This is a genomic window from Amycolatopsis sp. NPDC004772, assembly GCF_053601215.1.
Window position 1 is genome coordinate 1 of record NZ_JBSGBK010000139.1, and the last position, 14,393, is coordinate 14,393.

The window sequence follows — 14,393 nt, forward strand, 5'->3', positions numbered from 1 at the left end:
GCGCCCCCCCCACCCCCCCCCCCGCCACATTGGGTGCGTTGGACGCAACCAACGCCACATTGGGGCGCTTGGGGCTACGCGCCAGCGGCGGGTTCGGGGTCGCGGACCGCGGCGTAGAGGGCCTCGATGTCGGCCGAATAGCGGTTGTTGATGACCCGGCGCTTGAGCTTGAGCGTCGGGGTCAGCTCGCCGGATTCGGGCGTCCACGTCTTCGGCAGCACGTGGTAGCGCTTGATCTGCTCGATCCGGGCGAGCCTGCTGTTGGCCGACTCGACCGCGCGTTCCAGCTCGGCCCGCACCGCCGGGTGCGACGCCAGCTCGTCCGGCGACGCTTCGACGCCGTTCGCCGCGGCCCAGCCCGGCGCGATCTCGTCGTCGAGGACGATCAGGGCCGTCACGTACGGGCGGTCGTCGCCGATCGCGACCGCCTGGCCGATCAGCGGGTGCTCCTTGAGCAGGCCCTCGATCCGGGTCGGCGCGATGTTCTTGCCGCTCGAGGTGATGATCAGTTCCTTCTTGCGGTCGGTGATCGTCACGAAGCCGTCTTCGTCGATCGTGCCGATGTCGCCGGTCGCCAGCCAGCCGTCGGCGTCGGTGGCGTCGGCGATCGTGCCGTCCTCCTGCAGGTAGCCGAGGAACACGATCGGGCCGCGGACCAGCAGCTCGCCGTCCTCGGCCACCTTCACCTCGACGCCTTCGAGGGGCTTGCCCACCGTGCCCGCGCGGAAGTCAGAGCCGGAGTTGGACGTCGCCGCGCCGGTCGTCTCGGACAGGCCCCAGACCTCGCAGATCTCGAGGCCGAGGCCGGCCAGGAAGTAGATGATCTCCACCGGGAGGGCGGCCGCGCCGCTGGAGGCGACGAGCACCTTGTCCAGCCCGAGCAGCGCGCGCACCGGCGCCAGCGCGGCCTCGTCGGTCTGCCGGATCTTCTCGGCCAGCTCCGCGGGCACCGGCTGCCCGGCGCTGCGCAGCTTGTAGCCCTGCTGCAGCAGCTCGTTCGCCTGCAGCAGCGCGGTGCGCCGGTCTTCCGGCACGCCGCCGAGCATGTTCTTGAGCCCGGCGACCATCTTCTCCCACACGCGCGGGACGCCGAAGAAGCTCTGCGGGTGCACCTTGCCGAGCGCGCCGACGACCCCGCTCGGGTCGGCGAGGGTGTGCACGTGCCCGGCCCAGACGATCGGGAGGTAGATCGACAGCTCCCGCTCGGCGATGTGCGCGAGCGGCAGGTACGCGATGTTCGTCGCGTGCATCGGCGGGTGGTGCAGCTCGGTGACCGCGTACCCCTGGTGGATCGCGTTGCGGTGGGAGAGCACGACGCCCTTGGGGTCGCCGGTGGTGCCGGACGTGTAGATCATCGACAGCGGGTCGTCCGGCTTGATCTCCTGCCACGACCGCTCGAAGGCGTCCGGGTCGGCGGCAAGCGCTTCCCGGCCCCGGGCGCGGAGGTCGGCGAAGGAGAGGAAGCGGTCGTCACCTTCGGGGATCGCGGCCGCGTCCAGCACGACGATGTGCCGCAGCGCCGGGAGGTCGTCGAGCACCGGCCGCCAGCGCACCAGTTCGTTCTCCCCGCCGAGCACCACGACCGGCGCCGCGCTGTGCCGCGCGACGAACCGGATCTGGTCCGGGCTGAGGGTGGCGTAGGCGGTGCAGGGGATCGCGGACAGGTGCGTCGCGGCGAGGTCGGCGATGATGTGGTCCGGGCAGCCGGGCGCCATGATCAGCATGCGGTCGCCCTTGGCGAGCCCGAGCCCGGCCAGGCCGCGGGAGACCTCGGCGATCGCGGTGCGGAACTCCAGCCAGGTCAGCGTCGGCTGCCCTTCGAGGTCGAGCGAGGTGATCGCCGGCAGGTCCGGGTATTCGACCGCGTTGCGGTGCAGCAGCCGCGGGATCGTCTGGCCTTCGGTCTGCTCGGCGACGGACGGGGTGGTCAACGCTGGCCTCCTCGGAGCTCCGGATGGCCACACTGTAGGGGCTCCCGGCGCAGGTGGATAGAGAATCGCGGCCACGTCAAGCGTCGCCGTCGAACCGGACATAGCGGTCAGGTCCCCACCACCGTCCACTGTGTACACGGGCGTTCCGGTGCGAACCGCGCTTCAATGGGAGGGCCACGGACTCCAGGGGGAAGCGATGACGCGGTCGGCTCGTGAACTGCTCGTGAAGATCCAGGCCGAACTCGCGCCCCGCGACGGCGACAACCGGCTCGTGCCGCTGATCACCGCGGGCCGGGCACCGCGCGCGGTGTTCGCCGCGCTCGCCGCCGAGGAGAAGCTGATCACCCTCAGCGACTGGCGGAGCTTCCACGAACTGGCCGCCCGGGCCGGCGAGCCGCACGCGCGCACCTTCTTCGGTGGCCTCGCGCCGGGGGAGCAGCAGGCGAACGGGATGCTGGACGCGCTCCTCGCGGCGACTGGTCCGGACCACGGGAAGGAGCTTCCCCGTGCGGGCTGCCAGGTCTACCCGGCCTACGTCGCCTGGCTCGCGCTGAACGGCGAGTCGTCGGCGACCGCGGCGGGGATCTTCGCCAATTTCGCCACCTTCGGCCGGTACTGCCGGGACGTCGCCGCCGGCATGCGCGAGCACTACGGCTTCACCGACGAGCAGTGCGCGTTCTTCGACTTCTTTGCTGCGGACGTTCCGGAAATAGAAGAACAAGCGCTCGCCGCGATCCAGGCCGGCCTCGACGCGCACCGGCTCGACGAACGCGAAGCGCACCGCTGCGCCCGGCTGTTCCAGAGCTACGAGCTGCTCTTCTGGAACACGCTGGCCGACGAGTTCCCGGGCTGACCGGGCCGCCGGCGCCGCGGAACCGGTACCGGGGCCCGCGCAGCGTGCTCGACCGGCCGCAGTTGCGGAATGCCGGGAATTCCGGCCGCCTGCCCGGGGAATCCGCGGCCCCGCTCGCGAATGCTGCCCATTCCGCTCTCCCGGGGCCGTCCACACCGGACGAACGCGATGTCCGGGCGGGTCGGCGCGGGTCCGTGATGTTTGTCACCGAACGATTCGCCGCTGTCGTACGTAGGAGGCGCCGGCCGGAACGCGCGGAGGGTCCGGGAGCGCTTCCGTTACTCACATACGTGCGTGGAACGAAAGTCGCCCTGCGACGAAGCTCACGACTTACGGTGGTGGACTTTCCAAGCGCAGGCAGCGAGTGTGGAGGGGTCACCGTTCCAAGATCACGTTCTCGCCACGGACTTGACGCGCCCTGGAGGGCTGCCTAACGTCGTCGCGGGCGAAGCAGACCACGGTGATGTTGATCCGGCTGGTCGGAATCCGGGTGTTGACCGCCTCGGGCGACCCGAAAACCATGTACTGCCGGAAGGAAAACGGACCCAGGTGAAGCAGATTTCTCTTCGACGCAACCGGGGATCCTCGATTCGGAAGCGCGTGCTCACGATCGCGCTCGTCCCCAGTGTCGCGCTGTTGCTGGTCGGCGTGGTTCTCGCGGGCTACCTCATCTACGACGCCGTCACCGGCCGGGACTACACGAACCGTATCCGTGGTTCGGAGGCCCCGTCCATCCCGTTCCTCGCCTCGCTGCAGCAGGAGCGCCAGGCCACGCTGACCTTGCTCGCGGGCCAGAGCAACCAGCGCACCGTGCTCGCCGCCGTCCGGCCGAAGACGGACGAGAACGCCGCGAAGACCGTCCAGTACCTCAAGGACAACTTCGCCGGCTACGACGACACCCCGCCGAGCGTTCTGAAGAACATCACCACGTTCTTCGGGTTGTTCCAGCAGCTGCCGCAGAACCGCCAGGCCGTCGACAGCGGCCAGATGCAGCTCAACCAGGCCTTCGCCTACTACAACAAGATGATCGACCAGTTCATCGACGGTGTGGCGGGGCTGGCCCAGAACGCGCGCGGTGCGCAGAACGCGTTCGACCGGCTGACCGCCATCCCGCTGTTCACCGCGGCCGACGGGATGCAGCGCAGTGACGCGCTCGCCGCCGCCGGGCTGGCCGCGGGCGGGCTGAGCAACGACGACTTCCGGACCTACGTCGGCCAGGTCGGTGCCTACCACGTCCAGCTCGACTCGTCGGCGCCGAAGCTGATCCCCGAGGTCAAGGCCAAGTACGACGAGCTGCTCGCCAGCCAGCCTTGGCAGACGGTGAACCAGGTCGAGACCACGTTCCTGCGCGGTGACCTGTCGAAGCTGCCGGTGCCGCAGGACCAGTGGCGCACCGCCGCCCGCCAGGTCGGTGCCGCGCTGATGGGCATCTTCATCCTGCAGAGCTCGAACGCGAGCCAGGCGGCGATCAACGACGCGGACTCGACGTTCACCGAATCGCTGATCGCCGGTGTGATCGCGGTCCTGTTCGCGGTCTTCGTGGTCTTCGTCGCCGTCCGGCTGTCGAACCGGCTCATCGGCCGCCTGCACCGGCTGCGCGAGGACACCCTCGACGCGGCCGAGGTCCGGCTGCCCGAACTGGTCGCCCGCGTCCAGGCCGGCGAGCCCGTCGACCTCGAAGAGGGCGGGCACTTCCTCGACCACGGCACCGACGAGATCGGCCAGGTCGCCGACGCGTTCAACAAGGCGCAGCAGACCGCCATCGCTGCCGCCATCGACGAGGCGAAGACCAAGGAGGGCACCAAGACGGTGTTCCTCAACATCGCCCACCGCAGCCAGGTCATCGTGCACCGCCAGCTCAAGGTGCTCGACCAGGCCGAGCGCAAGCAGGAGGACCCGGACCAGCTGGACACGCTGTTCCAGCTCGACCACCTCTCCACCCGCGCCCGCCGCAACGCCGAAAACCTGATCATCCTCGGCGGCGGGCAGCCGGGCCGTCAGTGGCGCAACCCGGTCGGGCTGGCCGAGCTGGTCCGCGGCGCGTCCGCCGAGACCGAGGACTTCGCGCGGGTCAAGACGGCGGTGCTGCCGCAGATCGCCATCCGCGGCCCGGTCGTCGGCGACCTCGTGCACCTGCTGGCCGAGCTGATCGACAACGCGACGTCGTTCTCGCCGCCGCAGTCGCGGGTCGAAATCCGCGGCAACGTGGTCGGCAAGGGTGTCGTGATCGAGGTCGAGGACCAGGGCCTCGGGCTCGAGCCGGACCAGACCGAAGAGATCAACTCGATGCTGGCCGACCCGCCGGACTTCGGGATCATGGCGCTGTCGGACGAGCCGCGCCTGGGCCTGTTCGTGGTCGCGCGGCTGGCCGCCCGCCACGGCATCCAGGTGCACCTGCGGGAGTCGGCCTACGGCGGCACCCGGGCCATCGTGCTGGTGCGCACCGACCTGCTCGCCCCGCTCGCCGAGTCCGAGCCGGAGCAGCCGATCACCCCGCCGAAGCCGGAGCTCGTCCCGAACCCGGTCGAGCCGGAGACCACGGCCAACGACGAGGTCGCGCCGCTCAAGCGGCCGGTGCGCCGCCCGGCGCGCCACCGCACCGAGCCGCCGGTCTCACCGGTGACGCCGCCCGCGACCGTGGTTACCCCGCCGGTGACCGTCCCGCCGCCCGCCCCGGACCGCACGCCGACCCCGGACCGGCTGCCGGTCACCCAGCCCTCGGCGACGCAGCCGCCGTCGGCCCCGACGCCGGTCCCGGTCGGGTCCGTGTCGGAGCCGGTCAGCCAGCCGACCCAGGCCCAGCCCGTGGCCGCCGTCCGGCCGCCCGCCCCGCCGAACCGGACTTCGCGCCCGGCCCGGCCGGCCGCGCAGCAGCCGGTCTGGCCGCCGCAGGAGCCGCGGGCCGCGGCGACGCCGGAAAGCCGGCCGCAGCAGCCGCGCCGTCCGGAGGCACCCGGCCGGCCGCCGCTGCCGCAACGGCGACGCCAGCAGAACCTCGTGCCCCAGCTGCGGGAAGATAAGCCCGCACAGGAACGCGAAGAGGTCCGGCTGGACTCGCCGGAGGCCGCCCGCAGCAGGCTGTCCGCCTTCCAGCAGGGCACCCGGCGGGCCCGTGACGAAGAGTTTCCCGAGAACGACGACAGGTACGGAGAGCGCGAGTAATGGTCAACTCAGGCGCCCACGAGCTCGACTGGCTGCTGGACGACCTCGTCAAGCGGGTCGCCGGGGCGGACCGGGCGGTGGTGCTGTCCTCGGACGGCCTGCTCATCGGGAGGTCCGGCAACCTTTCCGAGGAGGACGCCGAACACCTGTCCGCGGTGGCATCGGCGTTCCAGAGCCTGGCCCGCGGCACCGGGCGGCACTTCGGCGGCGGCAACGTCCGCCAGACGATGGTCGAGATGGACCACGCGTTCCTGTTCGTGACGGCGGCCGGGCGGGGCGCCTGCCTCGCCCTGCTGGCCCGTGAAGACGCGGACATGGGGCTGGTCGCGTACGAGATGAACCTGATGGTGAAGCGGGTCGGCCAGGTCCTCACCTCGGCCCCGCGGACCGCCGGCGCGCAGCCCACTGCGCCATGAGCCCACGGCACGAAGCCTGGTTCGACGACGAGGCCGGCCCCCTGGTCCGGTCCTACGCCGTCACGGGTGGCCGCACGCGGTCGGACACCCTCGGGCTCGACCTGATCACGCTGGTGGTCGCGCTGCGCACCGCGCACGAGGCGGGCATGCTCGAACCGGAGTACGCCCGCATCATCGCCCTGTGCCAGCGGCCGGTCTCGGTGGCCGAGGTGGCCGCCCGGGTCGATCTCCCGCTGCCCGTGGTGAAGGTGATGCTCAGCGACCTCATCGAGCAGAACCTGGTGCTGTTCCGTACCGCGGCACCGGTCCAGGAAACTCCCAACCGACACGTATTGCAGGCGGTTCTTGATGGCATCCGGAAACTCTGACCCCCGGCGGAACCTGACCGCGACCGCGGTCAAGGTACTCATCGCCGGCGGGTTCGGGGTCGGCAAGACCACGATGGTCGGTTCGGTGAGCGAAGTGCCGCCACTGCGGACCGAGGAGGTCATCACCACCGCGTCCGAGGGTGTCGACGACCTGTCCGGCGTCGAGCAGAAGACCACCACGACGGTCGCGCTCGACTTCGGCCGCATCACGATCAACCCGGACCTGATCCTGTACCTGTTCGGCACGCCGGGGCAGGACCGGTTCTGGTTCATGTGGGACGAGCTGGCCGAGGGCGCGCTCGGCGCCGTCGTGCTGGCCGACACGCGCCGGCTCGACAGCTGCTTCGCGGCGGTGGACTTCTTCGAGCGCCGCAACCTGCCGTTCGTCGTCGGCGTGAACTGCTTCGACGGCGCGTACCGCTACGGCACGGAGGAGGTCCGGCAGGCGCTCGACGTCGGCATGGACGTCCCGCTGCTGCTGTGCGACGCCCGCGAGCGGGAGTCGACGAAGCAGGTGCTGACCAGCCTGATGGAACACGTGATGGCGCGGTCCGACCTCGCAGCCGCCCAGGGCGGCTACTAGTCGGACCGCGCTCGGCCGGTCAGCGCTTGCGCAGGTTGTCGAGCGCGAACCGGCCCGGGCCGATCGCGGCGAACAGCAGGAAGACCCACGAGTAGACCGCGGCGGGCTCGCCCATGTTCTGCAGCGGCAGCAGGCCCATCGGGGCGTGCACGGTGAAGTAGGCGTAGGCCATCACGCCGGCGAGCAGGATGGCGGCCGGCCTGCTGGCGAGCCCGACGAGCAGCAGCAGCGCGCCCACCAGCTCGAACACGCTGCCCCACCAGCCGGGGAACGAGCCGAACGGGACGCCGCCGCCCTGGCCGTCGATCCCGCCGAAGAAGCCGAACCCCTGCAGGCCGTGGAAGCCGAACAGGAACGAGATCACGATCCGGCTCGCGCCGACCACGAGCCCGGTGACCTTGGTCTTGGCCGGGGAGGCGGTCTGGCTGTCGCGGGCGATGGTGGCGGTCATGGTGGTTCCTTCCCTGGGATTTCGTTGCCTTCTGCCCACGCGTCGATCGGGCCCGGCGGGTTTCGACACCCTCGCGGAAAAATCTTGGGAGACTTTCTCCATGGCGGGCAAACAGAGTGCCGGGCTCCTGCTCTACCGAGGTCACGGCGAGGACGTCGAGGTGCTGCTCGGGCACATGGGCGGGCCGTTCTGGGCGAAGAAGGACGCGGCCGCGTGGTCGCTGCCCAAGGGCGAGCTCGATCCGGACGAGGCTCCGGAGAAGGCGGCCCGGCGCGAGTTCGAGGAGGAGCTCGGGCTGCCCGCGCCGTCCGGTGAGTACGTCCCGCTGGGCGAGGTGAAGCAGTCGGGCGGCAAGGTCGTTACGGCGTGGGCGGTCGAGGCCGACCTCGACCCGGCGGCGGTGGTACCCGGGACGTTCACCATGGAGTGGCCGCCGCGCTCGGGCCGTCAGCAGGAGTTCCCCGAGGTGGACCGGGTCGAGTGGTTCACGCTCCCGGACGCCCGCGAGAAGCTGCTGAAGGGGCAGCTGCCGTTCCTGGACCGGCTGCTGGCCCTGGTCAGCGGCTGAGCAGTGCCTCGAGGGGCTTGGCGGTGAAGGACGGCAGCAGGACGTCCGCCTGCCCGAAGTCGAGGTTCCGCGTGATGGCGTTCGGCACGGCCACGCAGGTCAGCCCGGCGGCCTTGGCGGAGGTGACGCCGTGCGGAGTGTCCTCGAAGGCGATGGTGCCGGCGGCGTCCGCACCGAGCGCGTTGAGGGCGGCGAGGTAGAGGTCGGGGTCGGGCTTGGCCTTGTGGAGGTCCCCGGTGAGGACGGCGTCGAAGTAGTGGTCGAGGCCGAGCCGCTCGAGGTGCGGGTTCACCCACGCCCCGGACGAGCTGGAGGCGACGGCCAGCTTGAGGCCGTGCTGCCGCGCGGTCTCGAGGTAGTCCCGGACCCCTTCGCGCGGGCCGAGGTCCTCGAGGAGCTTCAGGACGTGGGCCCGGGTCCTGGGCCGCAGCGCGTCCGGGTCGATGCCGGGGACGTGCTCGGCGAGCAGCGCGAACATGGCGGGCGTGGTGCGCTGCGTCCCGATGACGGCGTACCAGGCGTCCAGCGGGAGCTCGGTCCCGTGCTCCCGGAAGACAGCCTGCCACGACTGCAGGACGGCGGATTCGGTGTCGGCGAGCGTGCCGTCGAAGTCGAAGACCAGGGCGCGGGTGGGCACGTCTGCACCCTGCCCGGTGGGTGATCGTTCAGGCAAGGGAGTTGTGACGTGCCCGAAAGGCCTGGACGGCCGCTTCGCCGCGCAGGGCGAAGACGACTTCCTCGACGGGGCCGGGCTCGGCTTCGGCGACGGTGGTGAGCGCGATCCCCGCGGCCGACTCCAGCGGCCAGCGGTAGATGCCGGTGGAGATGGCGGGGAACGCGACGGTCCGGGCGCCGAGGTCCCGCGCCACCAGCAGCGCGTTGCGGTGGCAGTCGGCGAGGAGTTCGGAGCGGTCTTCGAAGGCCGACCACACCGGGCCGACGGTGTGCACGACCCACTTCGCGGGCAGCTTCCCGGCGGTGGTGGCGACGGCCTGCCCGGTCTTCAGGCCCTTGCCGTAGTGCCCCGCCCGCAGCTTGCGGCACTCGGCGAGGATCTCCGGGCCGCCCTTGCGGTGGATGGCCCCGTCGACCCCGCCGCCGCCGAGCAGCGAGGAGTTGGCGGCGTTGACGACGACGTCGACCTCGAGGGTGGTGATGTCGGCGTCGAGGATCCGGATGCGCATGGGCTCGATCTTCCCCTAAGCCAGGAAGAACTCCTTCAGCACCGGGGCCAGCGCCGCCGCCTTCACGATGTGTGTCTGGCCCGGCAGCGTCCGGTACTCCGCCGACGGCAGCACCTTCGCCAGGGACGCCACCCCGTGGCGCATCCAGTCCGGGCTGCGGCCGCCGTCGATGGCCAGCGTCGGGATCGTCACCTCCGGCCAGGCCGCCGGCAGGGGCTCGCCCGCCTGGTGGTCGACCACCAGCGCCGTGTCGTACGGGATGGTGTGGGCCACCTTCTTGAGCTTGGCCCAGAACGGCATGATCCGCATCGTCGCCACCATCAGCCCGCCCAGGCCGACGCCTTCGGTCATGAACATCTTCACCGCCTTGCCGCGCTTGCCGTCCTTCAGCGCCTGGTCGAGGCGGGTCACGTAGTCCTCCGGGACGCGGCTGCGGCTGTCGTCGACGATGAACGGGGGCTCGTAGAGCGCCAGCTTCGGGACGGCCAGCCGCGGGGCCGCTTCGAGCGCCAAGCCCACGCCCGACGAGATGGCGAACAGGAACGCCTCGCCGCCCGCCTCCTTGACGACCGCCGCGAGGTCCTCGACCTCGCGCTCGACCGCGTACGGTCCGGTGTCGCCGCTCTCGCCGCGGCCGCGGCGGTCGTAGGTGTACACGGTGAAGTGTGCGGCCAGCTCCTTCGCCAGCGCGTCGTTGGGGGACGAGCCGCGGTAGCACATCGCGCCGTCCACGAGGACGAGCGCGGGGCCGGTGCCGGCGCGGGTGTAGGCGATCCGGGTGCCGTCGGCGGAAGTTGTCGTCGTCATGCGGACCAGCCTGAACCCGACGCTTCGATCTGTCAAGACAAAAAAATTTGTCGGTAGCGCTCGCGCTGGAGCCGGGAACGGCCGTCAGGCGGAACGCAGGGTCAGGAGCGTGATCTCGCTGGGGGCGAAGATGCGGAAGGGCGGCCCCCAGAATCCCGTGCCGCGGCTGTTGTACAGCTGCGTCTCGCCGTGCCGGGTCAGGCCGGACAGCGTCGGCTGGTCGAACCGCACCAGCAGGTGGAACGGCCAGATCTGCCCGCCGTGGGTGTGCCCGGAGATCTGCAGGTCGACGCCGGCCTCACGCGCTTGGCGGACCTGCTTCGGCTGGTGGGCCAGCAGGACCACCGGGACGCCGTCGGGCCGGCCGTCCAGCGCCGCGGCCAGGTCGGGGCCGTGGCCGGGCAGGCCGGACGCGGTGCCGGTCGGGTCGTCGATGCCGGCGAACAGGATGCGGTCGCCGCCCCGCTCGAGCAGCGTCGACCGGTTGTGCAGCGTGTCCCAGCCGAGCCCCTCCATGTGGTCGAGCCACGCCTGGGCCTCGCCGAAGTACTCGTGGTTGCCGGTGATGTAGAACCGCCCCAGCCCGGCCTGGACGCCGCCGAGCGGGTCGACCTGCTTGCGACGCTTGGCCACCGCGCCGTCGGCGAGGTCACCGGCGTGGCAGACGACGTCCGCCTCGAGCGCGTTGACCGCCGCCACCACCTCCTCCGACCACTTCGTCCGGTCGATCGGCCCGAAGTGGGTGTCGGTCAGGACGGCGACGCGCAGGCCGTCGAGCCCCGGGCCGAGCCGCGGGATGACGACGTCGACCGCCTTCACCGGCGGCACGCGCATGGCGACGCGGTTGCCGTGCAGGAGCAGCCCGGCGGCGATCAGCGCGGTGGCGCCCGCGACGATCCGCGACCGCGCCGGATCGTCGACGCCGAGCAGCGCGACCCGCAGCACCAGGCTCAGGATCGACCAGCTGAACAGCACCCAGATCACGGCGAGCAGCGAGTCGCCGAGGCGGGCGGCGGCGTCGCTCTGGTGCCGGGAGTGGCCGCGGAACATCGCGACCGGCATGGTCACCAGGCCCAGCGAGAACACCGCCGTCCCGGCGATCGTGGCCGCGGTGCCCCAGTCCGGCGCGAGCACCAGCGTCCACCACGGGACGGTGAACAGCAGGAGCACCGCCAAAAGCGGCACGACGACGAGTTGGCCTCTCATCGAACCAGGTTACAGCCCATCGGGCTGTTAGCGTTTTCGCTACTCCTGGAGCGGCGCGGTCCGGAGCTGGCGTTCCCCGCGGTGACCGGCCCGGTCGCGCTGGTCGCTTTCGCCGCCGCCGGTTCGTTGGTCGTCCTGCTGGTCGGCAGCACGCACCGCGCTGTGGTCGATCTCGGTCCGCAGCCGCGTCACGGCCTTGCGCCGCCGGACCGCCTCGCCGAGTCGATCCGGCTACGCGGCTGCGGGCCGAAGTTCACCCGGTTCCCGCCGCACGGCTGCGTTGGGAACCTCTTCGACGCAGCCATTCTCCTTCCACTCATGCGGAGTGCTGCCCGTGTCTGGCCTTGCCCCTGATCCACACCCTCACCGGTCCGCTCTCGACGGGCTTGGCCTTCGCCGTCTTCACCCTCGGCGTGCGGCGGCTGCTGCTGTACCCGCTCGCCCGGTCCGCGGCAAGGAGCCTGGGTCGCCCTGCTGCCGGAGATCCGCTGCAGGCCGAACACGGCGGCGACCGTGCACGCTCGCCGACCTGGTTGTCCACAGCACGGTCGGGCTGTGGACAACCGGGCTTTCAGCAGGGCTGGTCCCCGATTTCCGTCGGGCCGCCTCGATACGCTGGAAGCGGGGGCAGCCCCCAGGGAGGGCGGGCCGTGCGGGGGCGGGTTGTGCGGGGGCGGGTTGTGCGGGGGCGGGTTGTGCGGGGGCGGGTTGTGCGGGGGTGGGTTGTGCGGGGGTGGGTTGTGCGGGGGTGGGTTGTGCGGGGGTGGGTTGTGCGGGGGTGGGTTGTGCGGGGGTGGGTTGTGCGGGGGCGCCGGATATCGCCGGCTGCCTGCTCGTGTGCGTGATCGCGGCCGGGATCGCCCGTCGCCGCCTGGTTCCCGTCGCCCGCCTGGTTCTCGGTGCGCTTGCAACCCCGCCACCGCCGACGCTCCGGCGGCAAGCTGCTGCCCTACGGCACCGTGCTGGCAACGCTCGTCGTGCCCCAAACCGCCGGGATCTCCCTGCTCACCACAGTGCTACGAAGCCGCTCGTGAGCGGTGCCAAGCTGCGACCGCCTCTTCGACGTCCACCAGGGCCACCGTGAGTGGCGGCCCGGTGTGGTGGTTGAGGTAGGCCTGGCGGATTCGCGTGTTGAGGTCCTCGACGACTTCCCGCACCAGCCGTTCGGCGCGTTCCCCGGCGAGCCGCTCCGGCAGGTCCTGGACTTCGCGTTTGAGCGCGAGCGCCGGCGGCAGCAGGGCCTTCGTGTCGTGCCCACCCCTCTTCACCTCGCGGAGCACCCAGTCGGTCGCCGCGTCGTTGCCGGTGGGTTTCGGGAGGGGCTTGCCGGTGCCCGGCAGGTCGTCGAACTCGCCGCGGGCCCGGGCTTCGTCGATCTTCCGGTCGACCCACCAGCGGAAAGACACCTTGGGCGGTTTGCGCGCGGTCATCTCCTCACACCCCCTCCGTCTGCTTCCAGGGTAATGTCCGAACGAGAAGCGAGGGGACCGCATGACCGTCGAACGCACTGGCGCCGAGGACGTCGACCGGACGCTCGCGCTGCTCTGGCGCGCCCGCGGCGGCGCCGCCGAACCGACCAGGGGCCGCCGGCCGACGCTGACGATCGAGCGGATCGTCGCCGCCGCGATCGCGGTCGCGGACGCCGATGGGCTCGCCGCCGCGTCGATGCACCGCGTCGCCAAGGAACTCGGCGCGGGCACGATGACGCTCTACACCTACGTGCCCGGCAAGGCCGAGCTGGTCGACCTGATGGTCGACGACGTCCTCGTCGGGCGGCGGCTGCCCGGGCCGGGCGAGCCGCGCCGCGGGGACTGGCGCGAACAGGTCGCGCTTTACGCCGAGCGGACCCGGCAGGCCTACCGCAGCCACCCGTGGCTGTGCGAGGTCTCGCGCGTCCGGCCGCCGCTGGGCCCCGGCCAGCTCGCGGGCCAGGAGTACCTGCTGTCGATCATGGACGAGCTGGGGCTGCCGCCGCGCCAGGCCGTCGCGGCGGCCAACGGGATCGGCACGTACGTCGACGCGAACGCGGCGCTCGATGCGGAGAACACCCGGCTGGAGCGCAGCACCGGCCAGTCGACCGAAGCCTGGTGGCACCAGCGGTCGTCGTTCTGGGAGAACTACTTCGTCGTCGACGCACACCCGGCGATGAACCGCATCTGGCTCGGCGGCGGCTTCGACCAGAGCGCGAAGGCCCAGGGCGACACGGCCTACGAGTTCGGCCTGAACCGGATGCTCGACGGCATCCAGGCCCTGGTGGACTAGCGCCGGCTGCGCCACCGCAGCCGGCGTCGCTCCTGCCGGGGGACCTCGGCCGGCTGGGGTGGCCCGGCGCGCAGGAGGTCCCGGCAGACCGGGTCGAACCGGCCCGGCTCCTCGATCATCGGTGCCGCCAGCACGACGTGCCCGCACACCGCCCGGAACCGCCCGTCGTGCCGGCCCGCCGCGAACTCCTCCTCGGTGACGGCGTGGGTGTAGCCGTCGGTGTCGCAGCGGATGTGCACCAGGAACGGCTCCACCGGGCTCACCCGGCCGGGCTGGTCGAGGTGGTTCCGGTCGGGGCGTCCGTCGAGTCCGCCGGGGTGTTGGCGGCCGTCGACGAGGGGGGCGGGGTGGTGCTGGTCGTCGACGGCGGCGTGGTGGGCGTCGACGGAGTCGTCGGTTCGGTGGTCGGCGTCGTGGGGGTCGTCGGCGTGGTGCTGGTCGGCGTGGTCGACGACGGCGTGGTGGGGGTCGTCGACGTGCCGGGCAGCGTCGTGCCCGGCGTCGGGGGGACCGGCGGCGCGGGCGGTGCCGGGGCGCCGACCGGGGACCCGGCCGCGGCGGCGTCCGGGGCGTTGGGCGTGCCGATCGGCACCTGGCTGTCG

17 protein-coding genes are annotated in these 14,393 nt (G+C 71.7%); 8 read left to right on the forward strand and 9 right to left on the reverse strand.

The window, feature by feature from the left end; all coding sequences use genetic code 11:
* Positions 1-74 precede the first annotated feature (74 nt).
* Positions 75-1,931, reverse strand: coding sequence for an AMP-dependent synthetase/ligase (locus ACWEF6_RS41090; protein WP_449687907.1), 1,857 nt, complete (start codon positions 1,929-1,931; stop codon positions 75-77).
* Between the two features lie 196 nt (positions 1,932-2,127).
* Here ACWEF6_RS41090 and ACWEF6_RS41095 point away from each other — a divergent pair, with 196 nt between their 5' ends.
* The 5 genes from ACWEF6_RS41095 (at position 2,128) to ACWEF6_RS41115 (ending at position 7,313) form a co-directional block, all read left to right on the forward strand.
* Entirely contained in the window at positions 2,128-2,784 is a 657-nt protein-coding gene (locus tag ACWEF6_RS41095) for a transcriptional regulator (RefSeq protein WP_449687908.1), read from the forward strand.
* A 600-nt stretch (positions 2,785-3,384) separates the two neighbouring features.
* Positions 3,385-5,946, forward strand: a complete 2,562-nt coding sequence (locus ACWEF6_RS41100) for a nitrate- and nitrite sensing domain-containing protein (RefSeq protein ID WP_449687909.1) — start codon at positions 3,385-3,387, stop codon at positions 5,944-5,946.
* Positions 5,946-6,362: a roadblock/LC7 domain-containing protein gene (locus ACWEF6_RS41105; protein ID WP_043776694.1), complete on the forward strand. Its 417-nt coding sequence runs from the start codon at positions 5,946-5,948 to the stop codon at positions 6,360-6,362. The genes ACWEF6_RS41100 and ACWEF6_RS41105 overlap by 1 nt, the downstream gene beginning before the upstream one ends.
* Complete coding sequence (locus tag ACWEF6_RS41110; RefSeq protein ID WP_310967127.1) at positions 6,359-6,730, forward strand: DUF742 domain-containing protein; 372 nt, start codon at positions 6,359-6,361, stop codon at positions 6,728-6,730. The genes ACWEF6_RS41105 and ACWEF6_RS41110 overlap by 4 nt, the downstream gene beginning before the upstream one ends.
* Positions 6,711-7,313: a GTP-binding protein gene (locus ACWEF6_RS41115; protein WP_004561734.1), complete on the forward strand. Its 603-nt coding sequence runs from the start codon at positions 6,711-6,713 to the stop codon at positions 7,311-7,313. The genes ACWEF6_RS41110 and ACWEF6_RS41115 overlap by 20 nt, the downstream gene beginning before the upstream one ends.
* 19 nt (positions 7,314-7,332) lie before the next feature.
* On the opposite strand, the gene ACWEF6_RS41120 is transcribed toward ACWEF6_RS41115, so the two are convergent.
* On the reverse strand, positions 7,333-7,764 hold the full coding sequence (locus ACWEF6_RS41120) for a DoxX family protein (RefSeq protein ID WP_449687910.1): 432 nt from the start codon (positions 7,762-7,764) through the stop codon (positions 7,333-7,335).
* Between the two features lie 100 nt (positions 7,765-7,864).
* On the opposite strand from ACWEF6_RS41120, the gene ACWEF6_RS41125 reads away from it, so the two are divergent.
* Complete coding sequence (locus ACWEF6_RS41125; protein ID WP_449687911.1) at positions 7,865-8,332, forward strand: NUDIX domain-containing protein; 468 nt, start codon at positions 7,865-7,867, stop codon at positions 8,330-8,332.
* Here the strand turns inward: ACWEF6_RS41125 and ACWEF6_RS41130 are convergent.
* The 6 genes from ACWEF6_RS41130 to ACWEF6_RS41155 form a co-directional block, all read right to left on the reverse strand.
* Positions 8,322-8,969: an HAD family hydrolase gene (locus tag ACWEF6_RS41130; RefSeq protein ID WP_449687912.1), complete on the reverse strand. Its 648-nt coding sequence runs from the start codon at positions 8,967-8,969 to the stop codon at positions 8,322-8,324. The genes ACWEF6_RS41125 and ACWEF6_RS41130 overlap by 11 nt on opposite strands.
* Positions 8,970-8,997: 28 nt before the next feature.
* The gene (locus ACWEF6_RS41135) at positions 8,998-9,516 is read right to left on the reverse strand and encodes an O-acetyl-ADP-ribose deacetylase (protein WP_449687913.1); all 519 of its coding nucleotides are present in this window, start codon (positions 9,514-9,516) and stop codon (positions 8,998-9,000) included.
* A gap of 15 nt (positions 9,517-9,531) precedes the next feature.
* A complete protein-coding gene (locus ACWEF6_RS41140) occupies positions 9,532-10,323 on the reverse strand; it encodes an alpha/beta fold hydrolase (RefSeq protein WP_449687914.1) in 792 nt (263 codons plus the stop codon).
* An 84-nt stretch (positions 10,324-10,407) separates the two neighbouring features.
* Positions 10,408-11,529, reverse strand: a complete 1,122-nt coding sequence (locus ACWEF6_RS41145; protein ID WP_449687915.1) for a metallophosphoesterase — start codon at positions 11,527-11,529, stop codon at positions 10,408-10,410.
* Between the two features lie 39 nt (positions 11,530-11,568).
* A complete protein-coding gene (locus ACWEF6_RS41150; RefSeq protein WP_449687916.1) occupies positions 11,569-11,721 on the reverse strand; it encodes a hypothetical protein in 153 nt (50 codons plus the stop codon).
* A gap of 824 nt (positions 11,722-12,545) precedes the next feature.
* On the reverse strand, positions 12,546-12,959 hold the full coding sequence (locus ACWEF6_RS41155; RefSeq protein ID WP_449687917.1) for a DnaJ family domain-containing protein: 414 nt from the start codon (positions 12,957-12,959) through the stop codon (positions 12,546-12,548).
* A 61-nt stretch (positions 12,960-13,020) separates the two neighbouring features.
* Here ACWEF6_RS41155 and ACWEF6_RS41160 point away from each other — a divergent pair, with 61 nt between their 5' ends.
* On the forward strand, positions 13,021-13,791 hold the full coding sequence (locus ACWEF6_RS41160; RefSeq protein ID WP_449687918.1) for a TetR/AcrR family transcriptional regulator: 771 nt from the start codon (positions 13,021-13,023) through the stop codon (positions 13,789-13,791).
* Here ACWEF6_RS41160 and ACWEF6_RS41165 read toward each other — a convergent pair.
* Positions 13,788-14,045 carry a hypothetical protein gene (locus tag ACWEF6_RS41165; RefSeq protein ID WP_449687919.1) on the reverse strand — a complete coding sequence of 86 codons (258 nt, stop codon included), beginning with the start codon at positions 14,043-14,045 and terminating at the stop codon, positions 13,788-13,790. The genes ACWEF6_RS41160 and ACWEF6_RS41165 overlap by 4 nt on opposite strands.
* 27 nt (positions 14,046-14,072) lie before the next feature.
* On the opposite strand from ACWEF6_RS41165, the gene ACWEF6_RS41170 reads away from it, so the two are divergent.
* A partial coding sequence (locus tag ACWEF6_RS41170; protein ID WP_449687920.1) for a hypothetical protein occupies positions 14,073-14,393 on the forward strand: 321 nt, incomplete at its 3' end.